The organism is Thermodesulfobacteriota bacterium (assembly GCA_035559815.1).
GTDB lineage: Bacteria > Desulfobacterota_D > UBA1144 > Nemesobacterales > CSP1-2 > DATMAT01.
On record DATMAT010000059.1, the window covers coordinates 1 to 23,726 of the forward strand.

The following is a 23,726-nucleotide window of genomic DNA, read 5'->3' on the forward strand; positions in this document are numbered from 1 at the left end:
ATTATTCGTAACATTTGACCAAAAATACTGCTATACTTGTTCACGGGATGCCTCCTTCAGGTGGTTGTTTTGTTGTTGCAAATAAATCAATTCTACCTGTTGGAGCTCCCTTCCCTTAAAACCTATTTTGGACAGATATGATTCCGGATAAGAAATCCTTTCATTATTAATAGAAACCTTTTAGGATTTCATGTATCTAAACTGGATACCTGTTTATGGAACCATCCTATGAGAATAATGGATAAAAAAAACAGAGGAAAGGTCTGGCGAATAGCCTTGCTGGTTCTAATTCTAATTTCTGCTTTCCTGCTGATTAGAGGTTCCGGTATTAGGTTTCAGGACCTGACTCCGCTGAAAATTAAAGAGTATCTCCTAAGTTACGGGACCATAAAAGCAGCACTTATCTACTTCCTTATCTACACATTCTCGATAAGGCCTTTAGTTCCGGTACCGCCCACCCTCTATACCCTGGCCGGAGGGTTTACGTTCGGCCCGGTATTAGGGACTATCTTGACTATCATTGGAGCAACCTTCAATGCCAGCATTTCCTTCATGATAGCAAGGCTGCTGGGCAGGGATTTCGTCGAGAAAATATTAAAAGGTAAATTGGGCACACTTAACGACAAGCTGGCCGACAGCGGATTCAAAACGTTACTTGTGATAAGAAGCTCCCCTATTGGGCCGCCGTTTGATTTGGTTAGCTATGCCGCAGGTGTTCTCAGGGTCTCTTTCTGGAGCCACTTTTTCGCCACCATGATTGGGATTATCCCGGCTACCTCGGTTTACTCCTATTTTGGAGGTTCCATAACCAAAGGGGGCTTTTATATACTCATCGGATTCTTCCTGGTCGTAGTTTTTTCTATTTTTATACCGTGGGTTATAAGGAAGCAAAGGCTAAAGAGTAAATCATTCTAATTTAATCTTTTGAATCAAGAATGGATACTCATGAAGCAAGTAGCAAGGTATCAGTAACGAAATAAGCAGTCTCTCTTGTCTGCGCGGAGCACCACTGTCATTTCGACCGAAAGGAGAAATCTAAAGAAAGATTCCTCGTTTCACTCGGAATGACACACGGCGTGATATAGCTTCACTAAGTTCATATCGAATGCAATCGAGGCGTTAGTAATGACAGTATTGTGGTGACCTTGTGGCATGCACGGATAATTCTCGAGTAAAACCAAATTTTAGGAGTTACCAAATGGATAATTATGACATAGTAGTGATAGGTGGCGGGGCGGCCGGGCTTACCGTAGCAACCGGCTCCGTAAAATTCGGACTCAGGGTTGCTCTTGTCGAGAAAGAGAAGTTAGGCGGCGATTGCTTATACTACGGCTGTGTACCCAGTAAAACCCTGATACACTCGGCCAAAGTAGCCTCATTAATAAAGCGGGCGAAGGAATACGGGCTCGATGAAACCATGCTCTCTTTTGATTTCGAAAAGGTGATTAACCATGTCTGGAATACGATAAGCATAATAGGCAAGCATGACGACCCGGAGAGATTCAGGAAAATGGGTGTGGACGTGGTCTTCGGCGACCCGAGCTTCACCTCTCCTGAGGAGATAGAAGTAAACGGAAGGAGGATAAAGAGCAAAAAATTTGTCATTGCCACGGGGTCAAGGTCCTTCACGCCCGCGATCGATGGACTTAAAGAGGCCGGTTTTATATCACACGTCGAGGTATTTCATTTAAAGAAACTCCCACAGTCTTTAGTTGTTATAGGTGCCGGGCCTATAGGGATGGAGATGAGTCAAGCCTTTGCCCGATTCGGCTCAGATGTCACGGTAATAGAAATGTTGGATAGGATTCTTCCCGTCGAGGATGAAGATGTTTCAGAAGAGCTGGAGAAATATTTGACCAAAGAAGGAATCAAGTTCTTCACCGGAACGAAAGCCGAGCGGGTCTCTTTGGAAAATGGCAAAAAAGTAGTGCTTGCGAAGAAAAACGGAGAGGAAATCAATATAGCAGCGGATGAAATCCTGGTTGCAGTAGGACGTACACCCAATGTGGAGGGGTTAAACCTTGAGGCTGCCGGGGTCGAGTATAACCGGAAAGGGATAGTAGTCGATCAAAAACTAAGGACCACCGCCAAAAACATCTGGGCATGCGGTGACGTGGTCGGACCTTACCTCTTTACGCACATGGCTGAGTATCAGGCTGGCATAGTGGTGAGAAATGCTTTACTCAGACTCCCGGCCAAGGTGGACTATTCCGTCGTTCCCTGGACCACGTTTACCGACCCCGAGGTTGCCCATGTGGGAATCTCCGAGAATGAGGCAAAGAAAAAGAACATTAAGTACAGCGTTTACAAACACCAGTATAGTAATGTTGATAGAGCGGTTACAGAAGTAGAGGGCGTTGGCTTTGCAAAAATCATCACCACCGGATGGAAAGGAAAGATAATAGGGGCCCACATTGTAGGGCCTAATGCCGGTGAGCTGATTTCGGAGCTTGCCCTTGCCATAAAAAAGGGAATGACGGTAAAGGATATTTCTTCCACCATCCATGTCTATCCGACTCTGGCCCTCGGAACAAGGCAAACCGCAGACCTATTTTACCGCCATAAATTTGAGTCCTCCCAGCTACTTCAGAAGCTTCTCATGTTTATAGTCAGGCTTCTAAACTGATTGGTTTCTGAGATTCTAAGTGCTCCCTGTCCATATCCATTACCGGAGATGGTTTTTCAACCTATTTTTACCTGCACATGGAACCTTTTTTCAAAATCCGCATCTATTAGAAGAATAAAAGCACGTTACGAGGCCATGCGATTGAAAAATTGTGCTAAGTTACTTAAATCACTGGCTGAAGATGTTAGGCTCCAAATCCTGAGGTGCCTCTTCAATGGCGAGTATTCGGTATCTGAAATAGCCAAAAGAGTGGGCAAGAAACATTCTCAGGTATCCCACCATCTAGGAATACTCAGAAATTCAGGGATAGTAGTCGACAAGAAAGAGGGAAAGTTCGTTATCTACCAAATCCATCCTCTTCTTTACAAGAGACTTAGGAGTGTAAAACATAAGGATGTGCTTGATTTCGAGTGTTGCAGTATTGGATTTAGGAGATTTAGAAGTAAAGGAAAAGTAGAGTTATGTACTTTATTCTTACGTTCTTACATACGTCTTGATTAAACTCAACGATAAAATTGCTAAGGAGGTAAAACCGAATGGAACTTGGTGATAAAACGATCTTACATGCCCCGCCCTACTCCCAAATCGAGCAAAACGGCCTCAGTATTCTTATCGATCCCGAAGGACCTAACTGGATAAGCACAGACTCGAGAGGAGCCAGAATTGCAAGCTACATCGATGGAAAAAAAACATTCAATGATATCGTAGCACTCTACAGCTCGGAATTTGGTCTCAATGGAGCGAAAGCATGGGTTCATGTGAATTCATTCATCAAAGACGCCCTCAGAGAGAAGTTTATATCCTTCACTCCTTATACAAGACCATCTTACACCGGCAGGAGCGACTATCTAAAAGTAGACCATCTAAGCGAGCTTTGGATACATACAAACAACTCATGCAACCTACAGTGTACCCATTGTCTGGTTAGTTCCGGTCCGTGGGAAGATAAAGGACTGCCTACCGACGAGATAAAACGCATAATCGACCAGGGACGAGAACTGGGAGTATTCCGCTTCTACTTCACTGGAGGAGAACCATTTATTAGGAGAGATATTTATGAGCTAATCGAATACGTTACACGAGACCCCGACTCAGAGCTTATTACCCTGACAAACGGAATGCTGTTCACCCAGGAGAAACAGATAAAGCGACTCCTCGAGGTAGCCAGAGGCCGATTCAAACCCCAGATCAGCCTCGACGGCTCGACCACAGAAGCGAATGATCCGATTCGGGGAAAAGGCACGTTTGAAAAAATAATAAAAGGGATAAAAGCCGCAGCAGAAGCGGGTCTTAATCCAACCGTTACTACAGTAGTTACGTCGGCAAATGCCGAAGACGTACCAAATGTTACAAGACTTCTAGCTACCTTGGGGGTAAAAAATCACCACCTCCTCTGGGTCCACCAAAGAGGAAGGATAACTAACGGAAGCAGAGACCTTTTACTTCCTACGTACAAGTTGATTGAGGTGGTAAAAAAGGTCAAAAAAGTAGCAGACGAGGTTGGAATTTCCATAGACAACATTGTATCAATCAAGCAAAAATTAAAATCAAGAAAGTTTACCAAATTTGACCTGAGTAATGCCTGCTGGGAGAGTTTATGCGTCTACTCAGATGGTGAAGTTTATCCCTCCGCTGCATTTGCAAACTTTAAGGGACTTAGCTGCGGGAACATAAGAGAAAAAGATTTATCCGAAATCTGGCAAAATAGCCCTGTTTGCAATATGTTTAGAAAAGCAACAGTCCAGAAAAAGACAAAGTGTAATGGCTGTTATTTAAAATTCATCTGCGGAGGCGGAGATATCGAACATTCCTACTTTTACTCGGCCGCTACCTTTGGAGAGGGTGATCTGCACGGGCCTGACCCCTGCTCCGACCTTCACGAATACATGATCACCTCGAGCCTCTTTGAGCTGGCCGAGGAAGGGAGACAAACATTCAATCGCAAGTCCGGATTCGACGCTCCTCCGGTATTTCTGAGCATGGGAGAGGGCGCTCTATCCTGCGGTATCAATGGTTCCAACGGAAATGGAAGATTTCATACGTTCTCTGACTTCACCGTAGAGATATCCCACTCCAACTGTGTGCTTACCTTCAACATAGATAAGTCCCGTGAAGTGGTGAGGGAATTCTACAGAAAAGCGGCAGAAGAGCCGCAAAAGGAACTCTGCTGTCCCACAAGTTATCCAACTGATGATGTAAGTCATATCCCACAAGAAGTCATCGATAGATTCTACGGTTGCGGAAGTCCGATGAGCATCGCTGATATAAAACCAGGGGAAACCGTAGTCGACCTCGGCTCCGGTGCTGGAATTGACTGCTTTATAGCCGCAAAGAAGGTAGGCCCGTCTGGGAAAATAATCGGAGTGGATATGACTGACCAGATGCTCAGGGTCGCAAACGAGTGTCGTCCTATTGTTTCAACCAACTTGGGCTATGATGTTGTCGAATTTAGAAAAGGATTTCTGGAGGAAGTACCCATTCAGGATAAATCGGTCGACCTTATCACGTCAAACTGCGTTATAAACCTCTCACCGGACAAAAAGAAGGTCTTCTCCGAGATGTGGCGTATTCTCAGTGACCATGGGAGGATAGTGATTTCAGATATAGTATCGGAAAAGGAAGTTCCGCCCCATATAACCACCAACGACCGGCTCTGGGGAGAATGTATAGCCGGTGCCCTAACCGAAGAGCAATTCATCTCCTACCTCGAACAGGCAGGCTTCTACGGTATACAAGTCCTAAAAAAGACATACTGGAAAGACGTGGAAAACTACAGGTTTTTCTCCATAACGGTGAGAGGATATAAATTCCAGAAGACGGCAGGGTGTGTATTCATAGGACAAAAGGCTATCTATAACGGCCCCTTCAAAGCCATAGTAGACGAGGAAGGGCATTTATTTCCTCGCAGTGAAGAAGTAGAAGTATGCACGGACACGGCACAGAAGCTGGTAAAACCCCCGTATGCGGGATTGTTCATAATTACAGATCCAAGCAGAGAAGCTCCGGCAAACTATAATTGTTCCGCAGACGGCAGTTGTTGTGCAGACGGAGGTTCGTGTTGTTAGGGATAAGTATTTAGCCACGAATGAACACAAGTAAATTCTGTTACCGAGATAACGTGTTAGCGTGTTAACTCGTCAACTCGTAAACCCGTAAACATGTGCATCGATTTGTGACTAATAGGGAAACCAAATGAGCAGACCAAAACTAAATCACACGCTCCTCATCTTCGTAAAGTACCCCGAGCCAGGAAGGGTGAAAACCCGTTTAGCCGAGGATTTGGGTCATGAAAAAGCCGCAGAGATTTATGCGAGTATGGCGGAGAGCGTTATACATAACCTATCCGAATCTGAAGAATACAAGACAATAATCTTCTTTGACCCCCCAGACAGGAAAAGAGAAATGGAGAATTGGCTGGGCAAAAGGTACCGGCTTTTGGCACAGGAAGGAAACTCCCTCGGTGAAAGGATGGCAAACGCTCTCGAGAAAACATTCTCGCTAGGAGCGGAAAAAGCCGTCATCATCGGCACTGACTGTTTAGAAATTACAGAGGAAATAATATCCCGGGCTTTTCAGTCGCTAGATGAGATGGACTTGGTGCTTGGCCCCGCGGAGGATGGTGGATATTACCTATTGGGAATGAAAGAATCAATACCAGAGATTTTTGACGATATTACGTGGAGTACCAGCCAGGTTCTGGGTCAAACAATAAACAAGATAAAGACAATGGGTCTTAAGTTCAGTCTATTAAAGACCTTAAGAGATATTGATACAATCAGTGATTTCAATAACGACCTTCTCTCTAAATTCAGTAAGAGTAAAAACAGCTAATGCTTACTGCCTTAGTTATTTCTTATATCGCTTTGCTCTCATATGCCAATGGCGCCAACGATGTTTCAAAAGGCATCGCCACACTTGTTGGTAGCAGGGTTGCCAATTATAAAAGGGCCATTACCTGGGGAACAATCTGGACCATCGTCGGGGGGATAGCGGCGGCAATCTTTGCACTCGAACTTGTAAAGACATTTTCAGCTACAGAAATACTAAGGTCACCTTCCAGGCTGAACCAAGTCCTCCCACTATCGGTTATCTTAGGAGCATTTGTATGGGTCATCTTTGCATCCAAAACAGGACTACCAGTTTCCACTACCCACGCAATTACCGGGGCAATCTGTGGAGCGGGGGTGGCCGCGGTAGGGTTTAATGAAGTAGAATGGTCGATCTTAGGAAAGAAGATTTTTCTTCCACTAGGTTTAAGTCCTATCCTTGCCTTGAGCATCTCCTGGCTATTTTCGCCTATAATCCAAAGGGTATCTACGCGGACCGAGCGTTACTGCCTGTGCCTCGAGGTAAGAGAAGTAATATCATCTAAGCCGGTTCTGGTGAGAGCTGGTATTCAAGGGACTTTTTCGCAAATTGTCCCCTTCCCTCAAGCAAATCTGATGGCGGCCGATAAAAACACATGTTCAGAATCACTTACATCACCCATAAGGTTCGAGGTTTTGGATTTATTCCACTGGTTATCGGCAGGTATGGCCAGCTTTGCCCGGGGATTAAACGACGCTCCAAAAATTGTTGCCCTTGCCCTTGGTGTAAGTGCCCTGGGAACCCAGATATCATCGACAACCTCTTTTCTTATCGTTGCCCTGGCCATGGGTCTTGGAAGCGTCCTATCGGGATTGAAGGTCACTGAAACACTGGCAGAGAAGGTTACTCCCATGAATCCCCAAGAGGGTTTTTCGGCAAACCTTACCACTTCGGTACTGGTCGTAATTGCGGCAAGACTCGGGCTACCGGTCTCCACAACCCACGTCTCCAGCGGTGCAATAATCGGCATCGGACTCAAACGAGGAAGCAAAACAGTTAGATGGAAAATGGTCTCAGAAATGATCATGGCATGGCTAATCACCCTTCCGGTGTCCGCTTTGGTTGGATTTATTGGTTATTGGTTTTTGAGCAAGGTCACGTAAATAGGGAAATTAATCATGCAGATTGTCGAAACCCTATTAGTAAAAACATACACACATTGTTAACTCCGGCTGTGAATATTCATCCATACCCCTCCCAATGGGAACCTTTATACACTATCCGCATCTAAACAAGCGAAAGTTTGTATGAGAATAAGGTTTTGACAGGGCATCTGGAAGGCAAGGAGCAATAAAACTTTTTAATCGGAGGTGAAAAGGTATGAGATATTTGGGAGTCTTTGGTTTTTTGACAGTGGTTACTTTATTTTTCGTTTCTTCTTTGACCCTCGCTGCAGAAGGTAATAAGATGGGCGGAGAGGAAAAAACTATTACCGGACAGGTAGTCGACCCGGCTTGTTATATATCTATGAATTTAAAGGGTGAGGCGCACCAGCAGTGTGCCGAGGCCTGTGCAAAAGCCGGGCAGGCTTTTGGTATTCTTGACGAAAAGAACGGCGTGCTCTATCAGGTTATCGAGGGAGCTCCCACAACAGATCCTAATCAGCTCCTCTGGGACCATGTAGAGCAGAATGTCAAAGTAACGGGTACTGTCTTTCATAAAGACGGCATGCACGCCATAGTCCCTAAAGAGGTCAAACCGGCCGGCAGTTAATCTAGTGTTCCCGGGATGGAAGCATCCCTCTTCTGGAGATGCTTCCGTCTATAGTTCTTTCATCCACACATTCACTATTTACTCCATACCTAGGTCAGCACAATTAAGCTTATGAAAAAGTAAACAGCCAGGGCTGATGATTCCAGTAGATTAATCTGAGTGAACAAAGAATCCAAGAACTCTAATTTATCATCTAAATAATCGGAGGGATAAGAAGTGGATTTCACAAGGGTTATTTATGAAGTCATCGAAGCGGATCCGGCTGGTGGGCTATTATGCATAAAAGATGAAAAGGGAGAAAAGTCCGAGGTAAGAATACCTATTGAGGATAATAAAAAACTGCTTACGGAAATTAAAAATAGGGATAAGGTGGAACTCGAAGTTAAGGGGTGGCAAGTAAGGTCCATTACAAGAATAAACACTGAATCAAGCCCGAATAGCTCATAGCCGAGAAAAAAAGCAGTTTTTGAATCGTCCTACAGAAAATTTTCTAAGAGAATCGGGAGCAAGAAAAAAGCCTGTTGTGTGTTCAACTTGTTAATGTACTGAAGTATGTAAGTATGAATTAGTCATTGTTTTTCATTTCATTTGCTTTAACCATTCAAGATGCCTTTGCTTTCTCCACTTTTTTTACATTTAATAACTCAAGCATCTTATTAATATCATTGGTCGGAAGGTCACAAATATAGTTCTTACAAACGTAGGCGGTAGCCTTGCCGTTCAGACTCGCCTGACCCTTGGTAAACTCGGCGATTTGGGTGATTTCAGGCGATTCTTGCTCGACGGGACGAAGGATCAATACCTTGTTGGGAATAAACTGCTTCCTCACAGTTTTTAGCATGGCTTCTGTGTCATCCGACTGCGAATTTCCGACGATAACCACTTCGTAAGAGGGGCCTAATCCGAAGTCCACAGCGGACATGAATTGTGTATAGGCTACCGGCGTCCGTCTTAATTCCTGGGAGAAAGCCCGTTCCAGTTGCGCCGCTTTTTCATCAAGACCAGAATTTGCCGTAATCCGTCCAAGCCTCAGCAAGTTGAGCATAGCTACCGAGTTTCCGGAAGGAATAGAGCCATCATAAATCTCCTTTTGACGGACTAGAAGCTTTTCTCCATCGTCTGGGGTGAAATAGAAACCACCATTTTGCTCATCCCAGAAGCGCTTTATTAAATCGTCATTCAAACTGAGTGCAGTTTTAAGATATTTTATATCAAATGTAGCTTCATAAAGCTCGATCAATCCCCAGGTTAAAAAAGCGTAGTCATCTATATTTGACTGTAACCCTGCCTCACCTTCACGATACCGATGCAAGAGCGTTCCATCAGGCTTTAGCATATTTTTAAGAATAAAATCCGCAGAGCGCCTGGCGGCTTCTGCGTATTTAGGCTCGTCAAAAGCGTTTGCTCCTTTTGCTAGTGCTGCAATCATAAGACCGTTCCAGTCGGTTAGAATCTTATCGTCCTTATGGGGATGAATCCTCTTCTCGCGTGCTGAAAAGAGCTTTTTCTTCGCCGACTGGATACGATCCTCAAGCTCTTTCTCCGGCATCTTTAGCCGAGAAGCAAGCTGAGGGAGCGGTTTTCTTAGATCTAAGATATTCTCACCCGTTTTCTTTCTCTTGGCCTCGTCGAAATTGCCTCCCTTCTCCATGTTAAAAACTTCTACTATTAAATCGGCATCTTCTTTACCTAAAACCTTCCTTATTTCCTGCTCTGTCCAGAGATAGAACTTTCCCTCCTCCCCCTCGCTGTCCGCATCCTCTGCGGAATAAAAACCGCCTCCGGGCGCGGTCATATCACGAAGTACATAGGTGAAAATCTCTTGAGCTGTTTTTTTGTACTCATCCTTGCCCGTTGCTTGGTAAGCCTCCGTATAGGCCATAGCTAGCATTGCCTGGTCGTAGAGCATTTTCTCGAAATGTGGCACGAACCATTCCTGGTCGGTGGAGTAGCGATGAAACCCAAACCCGATTTGGTCATAAATCCCTCCAAGGCGCATCTCTTCGAGTGTTTTTTCTGCCATCTCCAGCGCCTTATCGTCTCCGCTACGCTTCCAGTAACGGAGTAAAAAAAGGACGTTGTGGGCTTTAGGAAATTTTGGGGCGTTGCCAAAGCCGCCGTGCCGGCTATCGAAGCTCTGAGCTAGCTGATCGTACGCCAGTTTAAGCGTGGATTCGTCCAATTCTTCGCCTTGCAAATCTCTAGATACGCTAGACGTTCTCTGGAGGGCATCGGTAATTTGATTAGCCGACTGTAGTACATCCTCGCGCTGAGCCGTCCAGATCCCCTTGACGCGGGGTATAAGCTCTAACATACCTACTCTTCCGAATCGAGATTCTTTTGGAATATAAGTAGCGGCAAAGAAGGGTTTTTTGTCTGGGGTCATAACGATGGTAAGAGGCCAGCCGCATCCACCTTTGGAGAGCATCTGACACACATTCATATACACATTGTCAATATCCGGGCGTTCTTCCCTATCCACTTTGATAGAGACAAAAGCATCATTCATCAGTTTAGCCACCTCTGGATCGCCAAACGACTCATCCTCCATCACGTGACACCAGTGGCAGGTTGAATATCCGATAGAGAGAAAGATTGGTTTGTCTTCTTTCTTGGCTTTCTTAAAAGCCTCCTCTCCCCACGGATACCAATCCACTGGGTTATAGGCGTGCTGGAGCAGATAGGGGCTTTTCTCGTTTATCAGACGATTGGGCTTCTTTGTCGGTTTTGACTCGGAGGCAAGAGGAACCGATTGATATTTTAGAGGGAAAAACATTGTCACTAAAACAACAATTACGGGCGAAAATAATGGTAATAACCGGCTCGTGATTCTTCTTTTCTTTGGTTTCATATTGTCCTCCGTGTCTGTTGGTAGAGACGCAAGATTTTGCGTCTCTACCATACCCTTTCCAGAATAAGGATTCCTATCCTAGTTTTTCAGTCTATCTTTACTATTCACTCTATGTATAATCATCTTGCTTATATTCAAGCTTTCTCCTTCTTTATCAACGTAAACATCTATATCGTAAGTATTTTTATCGCTATCCATAAAATCCACACAAGCGAAATACTCACCGCTTTCAGTTTTCTCCACTCCCTTATGAACGTGGTCGTATGTCAGGTTTAGTACCTTATTCTCCTTCTCATCGTAAATTAAGAAACCACCTTTCAGGTCGCTATCCTGCTTAACGTAGGTCTCGATGGTACTTCGTACTTTCTCTGCCTCTTCTCCCGTTACTTTCTCCCCTGCTCGAAGTATTCCAACTCCAAGCACTAATAAGAAAATTATTCCGGATAGGGCTAGAAGTGTTCTCTTAATCATGTATTTACCTCCTTCATCTATTTTTGTTACTCCGCATTTCTCGTATATATCGACGCTAGCCTCAAGAGTTCCATCTCCCTCATCCCCGAAACCAGGGCATATACAGGCCCCCTATCCTTCCAGAGCACAAGGTTAACCCCCTTTCCGTATCCCCGACAGAGCTTCTTTCCATCTATATCCACCATATCCATCGAAGAAATATCTAAATTCGGCTGGTCGATAACAAATAAGGAAAGGACCTGATCCTGGTTTCTATATACTAGGACGGCTACCGGCTTCTGGAAAATATGGCAAAGCCTGCCTCCTAATAGGCTGGCGCTATCGAAATCAGGAGCCCTTACCAAAAAATCCACTTTATCCTTAAACCACGATTCTAGTTCCTTTGGGTTAGATGAAGTAATATCTACTAAATTTCGGCTGTCCAGGTACTTGACATGCTGAGAGATAATCTCATCTACATTGAGATGAGATTTCTTATCCTCGTTTATGTATATAACCAGGTAGACCAGCCCTACCAAAAGCAAAAATAATGGGGCGATGGAAACAAAAGTCTTATTTCTACCAGGAGCAAAAAGGAGACTACTAATTCTGACAAAGTAAGAAGGACGCTCCAGCTCCCCTATTTGTCGAAGAATGCATTCCTTTAAATATAGAGGCGCTTTTCTTCCGGGAGCTTTCTCAAAGACCAGGTTCTTTATTTCTTTCTCCGACTCAAAGAACCTTCTGCATTCAGGGCAAGTGAATAAATGTTCCTTTGCCGCTCTTCTTTCTTCAGATGATGAGTCATTATCGGCTTCTAGGTAAAGATGTTTAACCGCTTCTCTACAATTCATTTCTTTACAATCCCTCTCTACCTTATATAGCTTATGAGCCGTTGCCTTAAAAATCGTCTTCCTCGGTGAAGGCGGGAAGCTACAGTGCCCATCGGACATCCGAGCATCTCGGAAATCTCTTTTTGACTAAACTCTTCAACATCCGAGAGCCAGACGACGGTTCTAAGATCAACATGAAGCTCCATCAAGGCCTCTTCAACCCCTTCACCCATAACCTGATTGAAAACACCGTCTTCAAAATAACCAAACTCTTTTGAATATTGTTCGAGTGATTCATCAAATAGCTCCTCTACATCCATATCCACGGGGGAGGGGTCTTTAGAATGTTTCCTGTACTTATTGATGAAGGTGTTTATTAGAATCCGGTAAAACCATCCTTTCGCTTTTTGTCCAGATTTTAGCTGATGAAAATTCTCGTATGCTCTAAGGCACGCTTCCTGGAGCAGGTCTTCTGCTTCTTGTTTATTAGAGGCCAGCTCCAGTGCGGTCGAGTAAAGAGAATCTAAGTATTTCGTCAGCGCCTCTTCAAATGTCAGCAATATCTCATTTTCCGTTTCCGTATTCTTATCTCTGAGCCCTGCCGTCGAATTTTTACAAGGTGTAGCTTCTTTTTAAGCTCGCTCATATACTTTTATTATATAAGACAAAATTTTTGATGATTTCCTTCCCCACTTTTTAATATACCGGGGCTTACTGTTTAGAGAACCACGTTATGTTATATTTCTGATTTTTTATGCCGGTAATATGTGCACCGATAAGGTCAACCAAGGTATTTATGCCGGAGACTAATATTTGCCAGGTGATCTAACCTAGCTATCTAATAGTAAAAATATAGTCTCCTTCCGTCCGGTGCCCGTCACGGGATACTACGCTCCAGAAAACATGATAAGTTCCTGAGGGAAGTGGCGGAATGCTCACCACGATAAGATTAGGATTAGAATTATCCACTTTAGAATCCCCGTTATCCACTCGTCGCCCTTCTTCATTCTGCACTTTTATACTGCTAAAGATAGGATTTAGTGCTCTATCAAACCAAATTTGGATGCAATAAGGAGCAACATCAACCACTGCCCCTGCCGGAGGCTCGGCCCGCTCCGGAAATACATGGGCAATTGTTCCTTCAGGCCACAATACGAACTGAGTTAGTAAACATAATAGTGTTATCGTTTTAATTTTTTGTATGATACGAGCTCTCATCTAAATATCGGCCTCCCCAGGCTGTTTGGAAACAGGTCGTCCATGAAGAAATGTATAATCCCCAATACTCCAACATTCTCACCCGACCGGTCATTCACCGGTATTTGTAGCTCTACCCCAAGCTGTATGTATTCCCCTACCCAAATAATACCAGGGTTGATGAAACCCGTTGTATCCCCCTCACTGCCACGATTTAAAGCCGTCTCAAAAGGGAATTCCAACAGCAAAATCATCCGGTCAAACGGGGCCCCGAGCCCCACGTCTTTAACGAATGACTGAAGATACTGAAGGCTGTACTGAATGGAGAACCCATAACTCAGGGTGTTTGGGTTTCGTTCTACCTCGCGCTCAATCTCTCCTCTCTCTTCATCTACTTCTGTGGTCACAGTTTTGGTATCTGTGGGGAAATTGGGACCTATAACTCCAGTAATTGCTAGTGGTCTCAGATATTTTAGTGACTCCGGCAAATCCCCTAATCCCTTGCCGAAGAAAAAGGCCGGGGAGATTGTGGTGAATGGCTCTGCCTCTGCTTCACTATCTCCAGTGTCAGCGATTTCAAATTCAATGCCTATAGAGAGAACAGCTTCATGAGGAGCATTGGTGAAAAACTGATATTTAGCCCCTAACTCCAAATTTCCAAAGCCATTTTCATTTTTACCCTCATCCTGGTCTAGAAAACGGTAATCATCCCCTATGGACACCCCAAAGTGCTGGGTAATCCGCTTTGTGTACTCAGCGGATATCTCATAAGAGTTGGTAGATGGCTCGCCGCCTTCACCCGGTTCCTTGAGATACCCGAAAATAAAGGAAAGTTCATCGGAGACAAACGGGTCTTCTATAGACAAGGTTGTAGGGAAGAATCTCTTGCCGGCAAACCCGTGAGCCCACGTAGACACAGGTATTAATAATATGACAAAACCCGCAAAAGCCGCCGGGTAGAATGTCAAAATCATTCTGAATAATTTTCCTTTCATATTCCTCCTCCTTTTTAAAAATCCCTATGCCCAGGCTATGCTAACCACAGCACACTAAGTCAAATGGAGCCTAGGCGTTGGGAAAATCAAGCTACACTATTTTTGAAACGTTTCATAATCAGTCTCATCTAAACGAATAAATCTTAGCGCAGGGCTTTAATAAATTACATTAAAGGCCATCGGAAGGTGACGAACAATATAAAACCGTTCAAGGAGGTGAGAAACCATGAGTAAACACCTCGGTTTCTTTCTAGGTCTCACAGCGGGAGTTTTCCTTTTGGTCCCTCTCCTAACCCTTGCGGGAGAGAAGATGGGAGGAAAGGAAGCCACAGTCACGGGACAGGTAGTCGACCCGGCTTGTTACATGGCCATGAATTTAAAGGGTGAGGCTCACCAGCAGTGTGCCGAGGCCTGTGCAAAAGCTGGTCAAGCCTTCGCTATTCTGGATGAAAAAGCAGGCGTGCTTTACCAGGTTATAGAGGGCGCCCCCGGAACCGACCCCAATAAGCTCCTCTGGGACCATGCAGAGGGTATGGTTACGGTAAAGGGCACGGTCTTCGAGAAAAACGGAATGCGTGCCATAGTTCCTACTGAGGTTAAACCTGCAGGAAGCTAATATAAACTATTTCTTCATGGGGGCATACCTTCTAAAGGTGCCCCCATCTTATGCATATACCATTGGATATGATTTTAGGTTAACATTATTGCTATGGATAAAACTACAGGTTTAATCATTTGTGTACTTGCGTTATTTTTCCTTACCTCGTGTGAAAGAAGAAATAGCAAAGAGGTGTCTGCTCTGGAATCCGACAGTTTCTACGCGAAGGATTTTTCCCTGCCCTCTCTCAACGGAGGAAGTGAGATAGAGTTAAAGTACTTTAAGGGAAACCCCGTCGTGATCAATTTTTGGGCCTCCTGGTGCGCTCCTTGCCGGGAAGAAATGCCTTTTTTTGAGAAGGTGTGGAAAGATTACAAGGATAAAGGCCTGGTTTTCATAGGAATAGACGTGCTCGATGAAGAAAATAACGCTAGAAACTTCCTCAACAGCCTGGGAATCTCCTATTTAAACCTAAAGGATTCCTCCGGTGAAGTCTCAAACGCCTATGGTGTAGTGGCTCTCCCCGTAACACTATTCATAGACAAAGAAGGCAGAATAGTCCGAAAGAACTACGGGCCTTTCCTTGGTGAAAAAGGAGAGCAGAACTTCATAAAATACGTCGAGGAAATATTATAATGAACCCGGTTGGGCCAGAGGTAAGCTGGATATTCGCATTTCTTGCTGGCGTAGTCTCGTTTTTGTCCCCTTGCGTTCTTCCGCTCATACCGGGCTACGTCTCGATGGTCTCAAAGCTGTCGTTCGACGAGCTTAGAGAGGAAACACCGGAGGGAAGAGTAAAAAAAATACTCGTTCCCAGCATACTATTCGTACTGGGTTTTTCATTCGTTTTCGTAACCTTAGGGGCCTCCGCCTCTTTCTTGGGGGCATTCATACAGCAGAATAAGCTGCTACTCCTGAAAATCTCCGGTGCAATCGTTATTGTTTTCGGCCTCTTCTCCATGGACTTAATCAAAATACCCCAGTTGCATAGAGAAAGAAGAATCAGCTTGCCCCAAGCCAATTTAGGCCTTATCGGGACCTTTTTACTGGGAATCGCCTTCGGTTTCGGATGGACTCCCTGCGTAGGACCAATACTTGCCTCGATCCTCCTCTATGCCAGCACGGCGGATGCAGCGGGGAAGGGAGCGGCCCTGCTCTTTGTCTATTCCGTCGGTCTAGGACTTCCCTTCCTGATAACCGGCCTAGCCCTTTCTCATGCCCTCAAGGCCTTTAGCTGGATAAAAAGACACTACGGCTTATACAAAATAACCGTTGGTGGAACGCTAGTCTTTGTAGGTATCTTGATGCTGACAAATAACCTTTATTACCTTAATATCTACGGTCAAAAGGTACTCGACCAGGTGGGCGTGGATTTCTGGAAGGGCTTCTAAAACGTATCAGACCTTACTCCTTAACAACAAATCTTATATAAAATTAGGCCAATCTTAATATGGGTAGTTGCCCCCTCTATTGACTACTCATTTTAGAATTTTATAATGTTGTCTACCTGCGGTCGATAAGGAGATAGACTTTAAATGCCTATTTACGAATTTTTTTGCGAAAAATGTGAGAATAAGTTTGAGACGCTTGTTTTAGACAACGATGAAGAAATATGCTGTGTCGAGTGTGGGAGCACAAGAATCGAGAAGCAGTTCTCGTCTTTCGGCCTTAAATCCAATGACTCTGCCCTCACTGCATCCACCTCTCCGAGCCCTGATCGCCCCGGGTGTGGATGCACACCGGTTAGTTGTGGATGCGGCGCCAAACACTAAAATCAATAATTTAAATCTTAGATACAGATCGACGGAGGAATAAATGAGCGCGGATAAGATAGATATGAAGGAAGCCGCATTAGAATATCATAGGACCGGCCGGAAAGGAAAGCTTGAGGTAGTCCCCACGAAACCCTGTGCCACTCAATGGGACCTTTCATTAGCTTACTCCCCCGGTGTAGCCGAACCGTGCAGGGAAATACAAAAAAACCCGGAATTAGCCTACGAATACACCAATAAAGGGAATTTGGTGGCCGTAGTGACTAACGGAACCGCCGTACTGGGGCTGGGAGATATTGGATCCCTGGCCGGAAAGCCGGTGATGGAGGGAAAAAGCGTTCTCTTCAAACGGTTTGCCGACGTCGACGCCTTTGACATCGAGATCGATAGCCACGACCCGGATGAAGTGATCAAGGTAGTTAAACTGCTGGAGCCCACTTTCGGTGGGATAAACCTCGAAGATATAAAGGCCCCCGAGTGCTTCTACATAGAGGACGAGCTCAAGAAGCAGATGAATATCCCCGTTTTCCACGACGACCAGCACGGCACCGCAATCATTTCCGGTGCTGGATTGCTCAACGCTTGTGAACTCGTGGACAAGAAGATGAGCGACTTAAAAATAGTTTTCAGCGGAGCAGGCGCTTCCGCCATCTCCTGTGCCGAGTTCTTCATACTCCTGGGAGCGAAGAGAGAGAATATGATCATGTGCGATACGCGCGGTGTTATTTATAAAGGAAGACAAGCAGGAATGAACCCGCAGAAAGAGAGATTTGCCGTCGATACTAAGATGAGAACACTGGAAGAGGCCATAAAGGGCATGGATGTTTTCGTCGGACTCTCCAGCGCCGGAATGGTCACAAAGGATATGGTTAAATCCATGGCTAAAAATCCCATTATCTTCGCCATGGCCAATCCCGACCCCGAAATTTCTTATGAAGATGCTAAGGCGGCAAGAAACGACATTATTATGGCCACAGGAAGGTCGGACTATCCCAACCAGGTAAACAATGTCCTAGGCTTCCCTTTTATATTCAGGGGCGCACTGGACGTAAGGGCGCGCGCCATAAACGAGGAGATGAAAATCGCCGCCGCCTATGCCCTGGCCAGTCTGGCCAAGCAAGGCTGTGACGAATCGGTGGCAAAAGCATACGGGGAGGCTAGTTTTGAATTCGGCCCGGAATACATCGTTCCCAAGCCGTTTGACCCTAGAGTACTGGTTTGGGAATCCACCGCAGTAGCCCAGGCCGCAATGCAAACCGGCGTAGCCAGAATAGAAATAGACATCGAGAAATACCGGGAAAGTCTGGAGAAGAAGGTTTATTCGAAGAACCCCTAAGGCGCTTTAATTATCGGTAAGACGGATTATATTAATTTGATCTCTAGGTTAAAGAACCAATAATAAGTTTGGGCTAAACCGGTTTTAAGGTCTTAGTTTTGCTGCTATCAACCACCTCCGGTAAAAATAGGAAAATCCAAACCTCCCTACTCTCCATTATTGTATCCACCTTATTAATAATCATTAAATTGCTCTTCGGGTATTTAACCAATTCCGTCAGCATATTCGCATCCGCAGTTGATTCCCTCTTAGACCTATCCGCTTCCTCGGTCAACTACTTCTCCATAAGAAAAGCAGAAAAACCGGCAGACAAAGAGCATAGATTTGGGCACGGAAAGGCAGAGGGGCTGGCCAGCTTATTTCAAAGCTCGGTGATAGGGGCTTCCTCTCTATATCTAATATATGTCTCGGTCAAGAGGCTAATTACCGGCTCCAGCATTGAATCGCTAAATTACGGAATTATCATCATGATTTTCTCTGCAGTGGTCAGCTTTTTTCTCGCCCGGCATTTAAAGAGGGTGGCTGAGGAAACCGATAGCATAGTGCTAAGCGCCGATAGCCTTCACTATCGGTCGGATGTATACACAAGTGCGAGTGTTATTGTAGGGTTGGTTGCCATTAGAATCACCGACTTGGTATTCATAGATTCTCTAGTATCAATCTCCATCGCTCTGTATATAATATGGTCATCATTGGCTGTGTTCAGAGAGGCCGTCGACATCCTTATGGACAAAGAACTCCCCGGGGAAACGGTAGAAGAGGTCAAAGAGATAATAATGAGCCATAGACCGATGGTGAAAAGCTTCCACAAGATGCGAACCAGGAGGTCTGGCTCCAAAAGGTTTATAGAGTTTCACCTGGTTATAGACCACACCCTGAGCTTTGTTGACTCGCACAACCTGGCAGAGGATATTATCAAGGATATTGAGAATAAAGTTCCTAACGCAGACGTCACGGTGCACGTCGACCCGCATACCTATCCCGACCACTCCTGAAACCTTTTTATAACTTGGGGAGTTTAATATGTTAAGGTTTAGATCAGGGAGGATTAAATGAGAACGTTTATTTTATTCCTGGCGCTAATTATAACTTTTGCTGTAACAATTCCGACCGTTAGCTTTGCCCGTGACTACCATCACTCCTACAAGCATCATGGTGGCCATTTCTATAAACACAAACACCATTATCGTCACCACTATTATAAACCCCGTCATCATCACCATTATTATGGGTCATATTATCCACGCTATTATTCTTATCCTCCTTCTTATTACTACCAATCGTACTACCCGTATCCTTACCTCTACCCGTTCTTCTCATTCGGTATCGTGATTAGGTAAGAAAGTTTGTAATCAGCTTCTATATCGTATCGCGCCGAGATAAGGATATATATAGGTCGGTCATTTGTAGGGAACGCAGACCTGCGTTCCTTTTTCTGTATTCATAATATGAAGCTATCTTGCAAGGCTAGGACTGATTTGCGCTAGCTGCGGATCTCAGGCCAGTCCTCATCCTCAGGAAATCTTCAGAACCGCCGCTCCCTTAATCTTGCCTTCCCTGAGCCATTCAAGGGCAATGTTTGCTTCTTCCAGGGGAAATGGGACCACCTCGGTTTTTATGGGTATCAGTGGTGCAATTCGTAGTAGCTCTTCCCCATCACTCCGGGTTAGATTCGCAACAGAGCGCACTACCCGCTCTTCCCAAAGTATTCTGTAGGGAAAAGACGGAATATCGCTCATATGAATACCTCCGCAGACTATAGTAGCCCCCTTTGCCGTTGCCTCTAGTGCAGTAGGTAGAAGCGAGCCGACGGGAGCAAAGATTATGGCCCCGTCGAGCTTTTCGGGAGGCATCTCCGTCGAATCCCCAGCCCATATCGCCCCAAGACCTAGTGCAAATTCCTGTCCCTCCTTGTCACCGGGCCGGGTGAATGCGTATATTTTTTTGCCCTGGTGAACGGCGACTTGGGTAATAATGTGAGCGGCGGCGCCAAACCCGTATATTCCCAGCCGCTCCACGTTTTCTCCCACCATCTTGTAGGAACGATAGCCGATTAGTCCGGCGCATAAGAGTGGAGCAAAACGGTAATCATCAAACCCGCCAGGGATCATAAAGCAATAATTTTGGTCTGCAACCGTATACTGTGCATAACCCCCATCTTTTGTATAGCCGGTGAATAAAGCGTTATCACACAGGTTTTCTTGGTTATGTTTGCAATAGCGGCAACTGCCGCATGTATACCCCAGCCAAGGAACACCCACTTTATCCCCTGAATTAAAACGATCGACTCCCTCGCCGGTCTCCACTATGGTGCCGACTATCTCGTGTCCCAGTATAAGTGGTAACTTTGGGTCTTTAAGTTCCCCATCGAATACGTGCAGGTCTGTCCTGCAGACGCCACAGGCATCGATTTTAATCAAAACCTCCTCTACCCCCGGTTTAGGGACTTCCACCTCCGTTAACTTAAGCGGGCTACCCGGTTCTTTCAGCACCATTGCTTTCATGGTATTGGGAATTTCGGTCATTGCATCCTCAATTCTAAAGTCTCCATAATTACTTAAACCTATAAGGGCCGGAGGTTTAAAATAACTCGAATTAATCGAGAATTATCCATGCCTGTAAACAGGACACCTATCCATTACCATCTTAATACAATTGCACAAAGACGCAAACCCATATTAAAAGAAACTATTATGAATTAGTAAAATTGTGTTGCTAAGGGTGAAATGAAATTACGTGCTTCCGGTCTGCAGGTTGGACTTAGAAATATCCGAATAGCAAACGACCTGGCCCTTACCTCTCTTCTTTGCCAATAGAAGAGCACTGTCAACCTTTCGGAAGAAAACTTCGGCATCATCCTGGCCGTTATACTGACATATCCCCGCACTTAAAGTCAGTTTTATTCCGTTCAATAATAAAGAGTTTGGGGCCTCTTTCAGTGCTGACTCAACGCGCTCAATAATTTTAACCGTCGACGCCTCGTCGGAATTAAACAACATTATCATAAATTCGTCCCCGCCCCACCGGGCAATCCAGTCGCCCTGACGAATATTATTCTTGATCATCTCCACTATCTTTTTGAGGCAAACATCGCCCCGGTCATGGCCATATTTATCGTTGATGGCTTTGAAGTCGTCTATGTCCAGCATGACCAGGGATGCAGTCTCCCCCGCCCTGCTTACCCTGGCTATGTCCTCGCCTAGTCGCATCTCACAGGCATATCGGTTATAAACCCCGGTCAAATAATCGGTCATAGTAGTTCTCTCCAGTGAACTGATGACCTCATCCAGATGATTAACCGTATATTGCACGTCGGCCATCAGCTTTCCGGCTTCGTCGGTGAAACTAGTTGGGAGGTCCGGTTTTTTCTTTTCCGAAACGTATTGCCGCAGCATAGTCGAGGTCAGATTTACCGGAGCAAGGATGTGATAAAGGAGATAAAGGGTAACAGCAGTACCCAATAAGGTCGCCAGTACAGCAACAGATAAAGTATAGAACGTGAACATCAAGTTGACGTATGAAGATATCACAAAATAAAATATCAGCGAGAGTAAAGGAAGATGTATACCCAGGAATGCTACAAGCATTATCTTGCCTACATAGCTCCTGGGAAATGGGAGCCTGGAAAGCATAGAGTAAAGCTTTATATTCTCGTCTTTCATCTAATCCTTCGACTTTGATACTCCTAATCTTCTAACAACGGAATTATTAGCAAATGCAAAATGCATACCAGGATGTGTGTATTGGCTAGTTTAATGGTATAATCCCAATAGGCTGATAAGCTTAGGTTTTTTCTAACATTTTTTATACTTTTTCTAAAATCAATGCAAAAAAAATGCCTACCTAGTTTGCAAAACGTCAACCGTGTTGACAAAAAACGGCGCAATATAACGCTAGGAACTGATATCAAACAAACATTGTCAACCTCATTATTCTAAAACGTTAATATAAACAGGTTGGCAATAGCGGTAATGGAACTTGTTCAGATATTGACAAAGAGATAAAGCGAAAAATGCATAAGGGAGCGAAGCCAATGATTAGAGCAGTCATATTCGATATGGACGGCGTCATGATAGACAGCGAACCGCTCTGGGAGAAGACCGAGAGGATATTACTTGGACGAAGAGGAATAGATTATAACCCCGACTACCGTGACAAAATAGTCGGCTTAAACCAAAGGGACTCGGGAATGCTGTTGAAAGAAACCTTCAGCCTTCCCGAAACCGTCGAGGAGCTTCTCGAAGAGAGAAGTGAGATATTACTCAGCCTTTACGAAAACGAGCTAGAACTAGCTCCAGGACTCTTACCTCTACTAAAAGAACTCGGCGAAAACGAGTTTCTCTTAGCCTTGGCCTCCAGCTCCCCGTATAGGATTATAAAATTTGTCTTGAATAAATTTTCTCTAAACCAGTTTTTTCGAGTAGTAATATCCGGGGACTTCGTCCAGCTTGGAAAACCAAACCCGGATATCTACCTGCATACCGCCAAGGAATTGGGAATCGATACCGCTGAATGCGTCGTAATCGAAGACTCCATAAACGGTCTGAAGTCGGCCAAGGCCGCCGGTATGCTCTGCATCGCCGTGCCGGATAAAAGACTAAAGCAAGAAGAATTTCGCATTGCCGATCTAGTGGTGGATAGGTTGGATGAGATTAATATTCACTTGATTAGGAATCTATCGGGTAAAGGTTGATTTAACTCTCTAAAGTTGTCCAAGTCTTTTTTACCCAACTCGCTCTGTTTTAATAACTTCTTTGCTCTCTCAAAAAATTCCTTTATTTGCTCTTCTTGCATGAGGCTTATACCTCTTTGTCTTTGCTATGTATAAACTTTCCCAAATTATGAATAAACGGAATAACTTCCTCAAGGGTATCGAAATTTCCATAAAAGGTATCCTCGATGTCAATATCGTACTCTATATCCCATTTGAGCTTTTCGTCAGGGTTTATAGGGCTCATATAAAGCACCAGTTTATCAAACCATTCATTGTGCAGGTCGCCGTAAACGTGGTTAATTTCATCTGCATCAATCAGATTCTCCAAAACTTTTATAAAGTTAAAGACAATGGCAAAATAGATATGGTGTTCGTCGACCCTTGTGATTAGCTTTACTATATCAAACGGCACGATCCTCGGAATCGGCAAATCTTCGACTCGAACCTCTGTCCCCTCGCGTGTCAGCATTGTTTTAAAGCCTTCCCTTTCTAGTTCTGACTTTAGCTTTAGAGCTATTTTTTTCTTTTCAGAAATTGAAAAGTTGTCTTTTCTCATGTTTTTACCAACCTATCAAATCAATCTACTTTGCTACAGGGTTCTCTCGATGGCTCTGAATGCCATACTTAACCCCCTAAACTTCCCCCCTTGCGGGGGAGGATTAAGGTGGGGGGATTATTTCTTCGTTCCCATCCTAGCCTTCCCCCGCATTGGGGGGAAGGAACATTTCACGCAGGATTGCCTGTTTATGTACACATAACCGCAACTTGCTGAGA

General features: G+C 44.7%; 23 protein-coding genes and 1 pseudogene. 15 read left to right on the top strand and 9 right to left on the bottom strand.

Annotated features, from left to right (window positions below):
* Nucleotides 1–228 precede the first annotated feature (228 nt).
* The 8 genes from VNN20_14560 to VNN20_14595 all read left to right on the top strand — a co-directional run bounded on the left by VNN20_14560 (nt 229) and on the right by VNN20_14595 (nt 8,653).
* A complete protein-coding gene (locus VNN20_14560; protein HWP93412.1) occupies nt 229–915 on the top strand; it encodes a TVP38/TMEM64 family protein in 687 nt (228 codons plus the stop codon).
* A 283-nt stretch (nt 916–1,198) separates the two neighbouring features.
* Nucleotides 1,199–2,626 carry a dihydrolipoyl dehydrogenase gene (lpdA, locus tag VNN20_14565; protein ID HWP93413.1) on the top strand — a complete coding sequence of 476 codons (1,428 nt, stop codon included), beginning with the start codon at nt 1,199–1,201 and terminating at the stop codon, nt 2,624–2,626.
* Nucleotides 2,627–2,761: 135 nt separating this feature from the next.
* Entirely contained in the window at nt 2,762–3,127 is a 366-nt protein-coding gene (locus VNN20_14570; protein ID HWP93414.1) for a metalloregulator ArsR/SmtB family transcription factor, read from the top strand.
* 35 nt (nt 3,128–3,162) lie between these two features.
* The gene (locus VNN20_14575) at nt 3,163–5,691 is read left to right on the top strand and encodes a methyltransferase domain-containing protein (GenBank protein ID HWP93415.1); all 2,529 of its coding nucleotides are present in this window, start codon (nt 3,163–3,165) and stop codon (nt 5,689–5,691) included.
* A gap of 127 nt (nt 5,692–5,818) precedes the next feature.
* The gene (locus VNN20_14580) at nt 5,819–6,457 is read left to right on the top strand and encodes a TIGR04282 family arsenosugar biosynthesis glycosyltransferase (GenBank protein ID HWP93416.1); all 639 of its coding nucleotides are present in this window, start codon (nt 5,819–5,821) and stop codon (nt 6,455–6,457) included.
* Nucleotides 6,457–7,596, top strand: coding sequence for an inorganic phosphate transporter (locus VNN20_14585; GenBank protein HWP93417.1), 1,140 nt, complete (start codon nt 6,457–6,459; stop codon nt 7,594–7,596). Before VNN20_14580 ends, VNN20_14585 begins: the two co-directional genes overlap by 1 nt.
* Nucleotides 7,597–7,813: 217 nt before the next feature.
* Entirely contained in the window at nt 7,814–8,206 is a 393-nt protein-coding gene (locus VNN20_14590) for a hypothetical protein (GenBank protein HWP93418.1), read from the top strand.
* 216 nt (nt 8,207–8,422) lie between these two features.
* On the top strand, nt 8,423–8,653 hold the full coding sequence (locus tag VNN20_14595; protein HWP93419.1) for a hypothetical protein: 231 nt from the start codon (nt 8,423–8,425) through the stop codon (nt 8,651–8,653).
* 154 nt (nt 8,654–8,807) lie between these two features.
* On the opposite strand, the gene VNN20_14600 is transcribed toward VNN20_14595, so the two are convergent.
* The 6 genes from VNN20_14600 to VNN20_14625 all read right to left on the bottom strand — a co-directional run bounded on the left by VNN20_14600 (nt 8,808) and on the right by VNN20_14625 (nt 14,532).
* On the bottom strand, nt 8,808–11,057 hold the full coding sequence (locus VNN20_14600; protein HWP93420.1) for a thioredoxin domain-containing protein: 2,250 nt from the start codon (nt 11,055–11,057) through the stop codon (nt 8,808–8,810).
* Nucleotides 11,058–11,135: 78 nt separating this feature from the next.
* On the bottom strand, nt 11,136–11,528 hold the full coding sequence (locus VNN20_14605; GenBank protein ID HWP93421.1) for a hypothetical protein: 393 nt from the start codon (nt 11,526–11,528) through the stop codon (nt 11,136–11,138).
* A gap of 26 nt (nt 11,529–11,554) precedes the next feature.
* Nucleotides 11,555–12,361 carry a zf-HC2 domain-containing protein gene (locus VNN20_14610; GenBank protein ID HWP93422.1) on the bottom strand — a complete coding sequence of 269 codons (807 nt, stop codon included), beginning with the start codon at nt 12,359–12,361 and terminating at the stop codon, nt 11,555–11,557.
* Between the two features lie 17 nt (nt 12,362–12,378).
* Nucleotides 12,379–12,900: a sigma-70 family RNA polymerase sigma factor gene (locus VNN20_14615; protein HWP93423.1), complete on the bottom strand. Its 522-nt coding sequence runs from the start codon at nt 12,898–12,900 to the stop codon at nt 12,379–12,381.
* 274 nt (nt 12,901–13,174) lie between these two features.
* Nucleotides 13,175–13,558, bottom strand: a complete 384-nt coding sequence (locus tag VNN20_14620; GenBank protein HWP93424.1) for a copper resistance CopC family protein — start codon at nt 13,556–13,558, stop codon at nt 13,175–13,177.
* The gene (locus VNN20_14625) at nt 13,555–14,532 is read right to left on the bottom strand and encodes a hypothetical protein (GenBank protein ID HWP93425.1); all 978 of its coding nucleotides are present in this window, start codon (nt 14,530–14,532) and stop codon (nt 13,555–13,557) included. The genes VNN20_14620 and VNN20_14625 overlap by 4 nt, the downstream gene beginning before the upstream one ends.
* Nucleotides 14,533–14,758: 226 nt before the next feature.
* On the opposite strand from VNN20_14625, the gene VNN20_14630 reads away from it, so the two are divergent.
* The 6 genes and pseudogenes from VNN20_14630 (at nt 14,759) to VNN20_14655 (ending at nt 19,233) form a co-directional block, all read left to right on the top strand.
* Nucleotides 14,759–15,148: a hypothetical protein gene (locus tag VNN20_14630; protein HWP93426.1), complete on the top strand. Its 390-nt coding sequence runs from the start codon at nt 14,759–14,761 to the stop codon at nt 15,146–15,148.
* Between the two features lie 93 nt (nt 15,149–15,241).
* Entirely contained in the window at nt 15,242–15,766 is a 525-nt protein-coding gene (locus tag VNN20_14635; GenBank protein ID HWP93427.1) for a TlpA disulfide reductase family protein, read from the top strand.
* Entirely contained in the window at nt 15,766–16,521 is a 756-nt protein-coding gene (locus tag VNN20_14640; protein HWP93428.1) for a cytochrome c biogenesis protein CcdA, read from the top strand. The genes VNN20_14635 and VNN20_14640 overlap by 1 nt, the downstream gene beginning before the upstream one ends.
* A 144-nt stretch (nt 16,522–16,665) precedes the next feature.
* Nucleotides 16,666–16,902 carry a zinc ribbon domain-containing protein gene (locus VNN20_14645; GenBank protein HWP93429.1) on the top strand — a complete coding sequence of 79 codons (237 nt, stop codon included), beginning with the start codon at nt 16,666–16,668 and terminating at the stop codon, nt 16,900–16,902.
* A gap of 43 nt (nt 16,903–16,945) precedes the next feature.
* Nucleotides 16,946–18,211: pseudogene (locus VNN20_14650) on the top strand (malic enzyme-like NAD(P)-binding protein).
* Between the two features lie 125 nt (nt 18,212–18,336).
* Nucleotides 18,337–19,233: a cation diffusion facilitator family transporter gene (locus VNN20_14655; GenBank protein HWP93430.1), complete on the top strand. Its 897-nt coding sequence runs from the start codon at nt 18,337–18,339 to the stop codon at nt 19,231–19,233.
* Between the two features lie 519 nt (nt 19,234–19,752).
* Here VNN20_14655 and VNN20_14660 read toward each other — a convergent pair.
* Together VNN20_14660 and VNN20_14665 are read right to left on the bottom strand one after the other, a co-directional pair.
* Nucleotides 19,753–20,742, bottom strand: coding sequence for a zinc-dependent alcohol dehydrogenase family protein (locus tag VNN20_14660; GenBank protein HWP93431.1), 990 nt, complete (start codon nt 20,740–20,742; stop codon nt 19,753–19,755).
* 228 nt (nt 20,743–20,970) lie between these two features.
* A complete protein-coding gene (locus tag VNN20_14665; GenBank protein HWP93432.1) occupies nt 20,971–21,900 on the bottom strand; it encodes a GGDEF domain-containing protein in 930 nt (309 codons plus the stop codon).
* Between the two features lie 371 nt (nt 21,901–22,271).
* Here VNN20_14665 and VNN20_14670 point away from each other — a divergent pair, with 371 nt between their 5' ends.
* Nucleotides 22,272–22,931, top strand: a complete 660-nt coding sequence (locus VNN20_14670) for an HAD family phosphatase (GenBank protein HWP93433.1) — start codon at nt 22,272–22,274, stop codon at nt 22,929–22,931.
* Between the two features lie 106 nt (nt 22,932–23,037).
* On the opposite strand, the gene VNN20_14675 is transcribed toward VNN20_14670, so the two are convergent.
* On the bottom strand, nt 23,038–23,508 hold the full coding sequence (locus tag VNN20_14675; GenBank protein HWP93434.1) for a hypothetical protein: 471 nt from the start codon (nt 23,506–23,508) through the stop codon (nt 23,038–23,040).
* Nucleotides 23,509–23,726 lie beyond the last annotated feature (218 nt).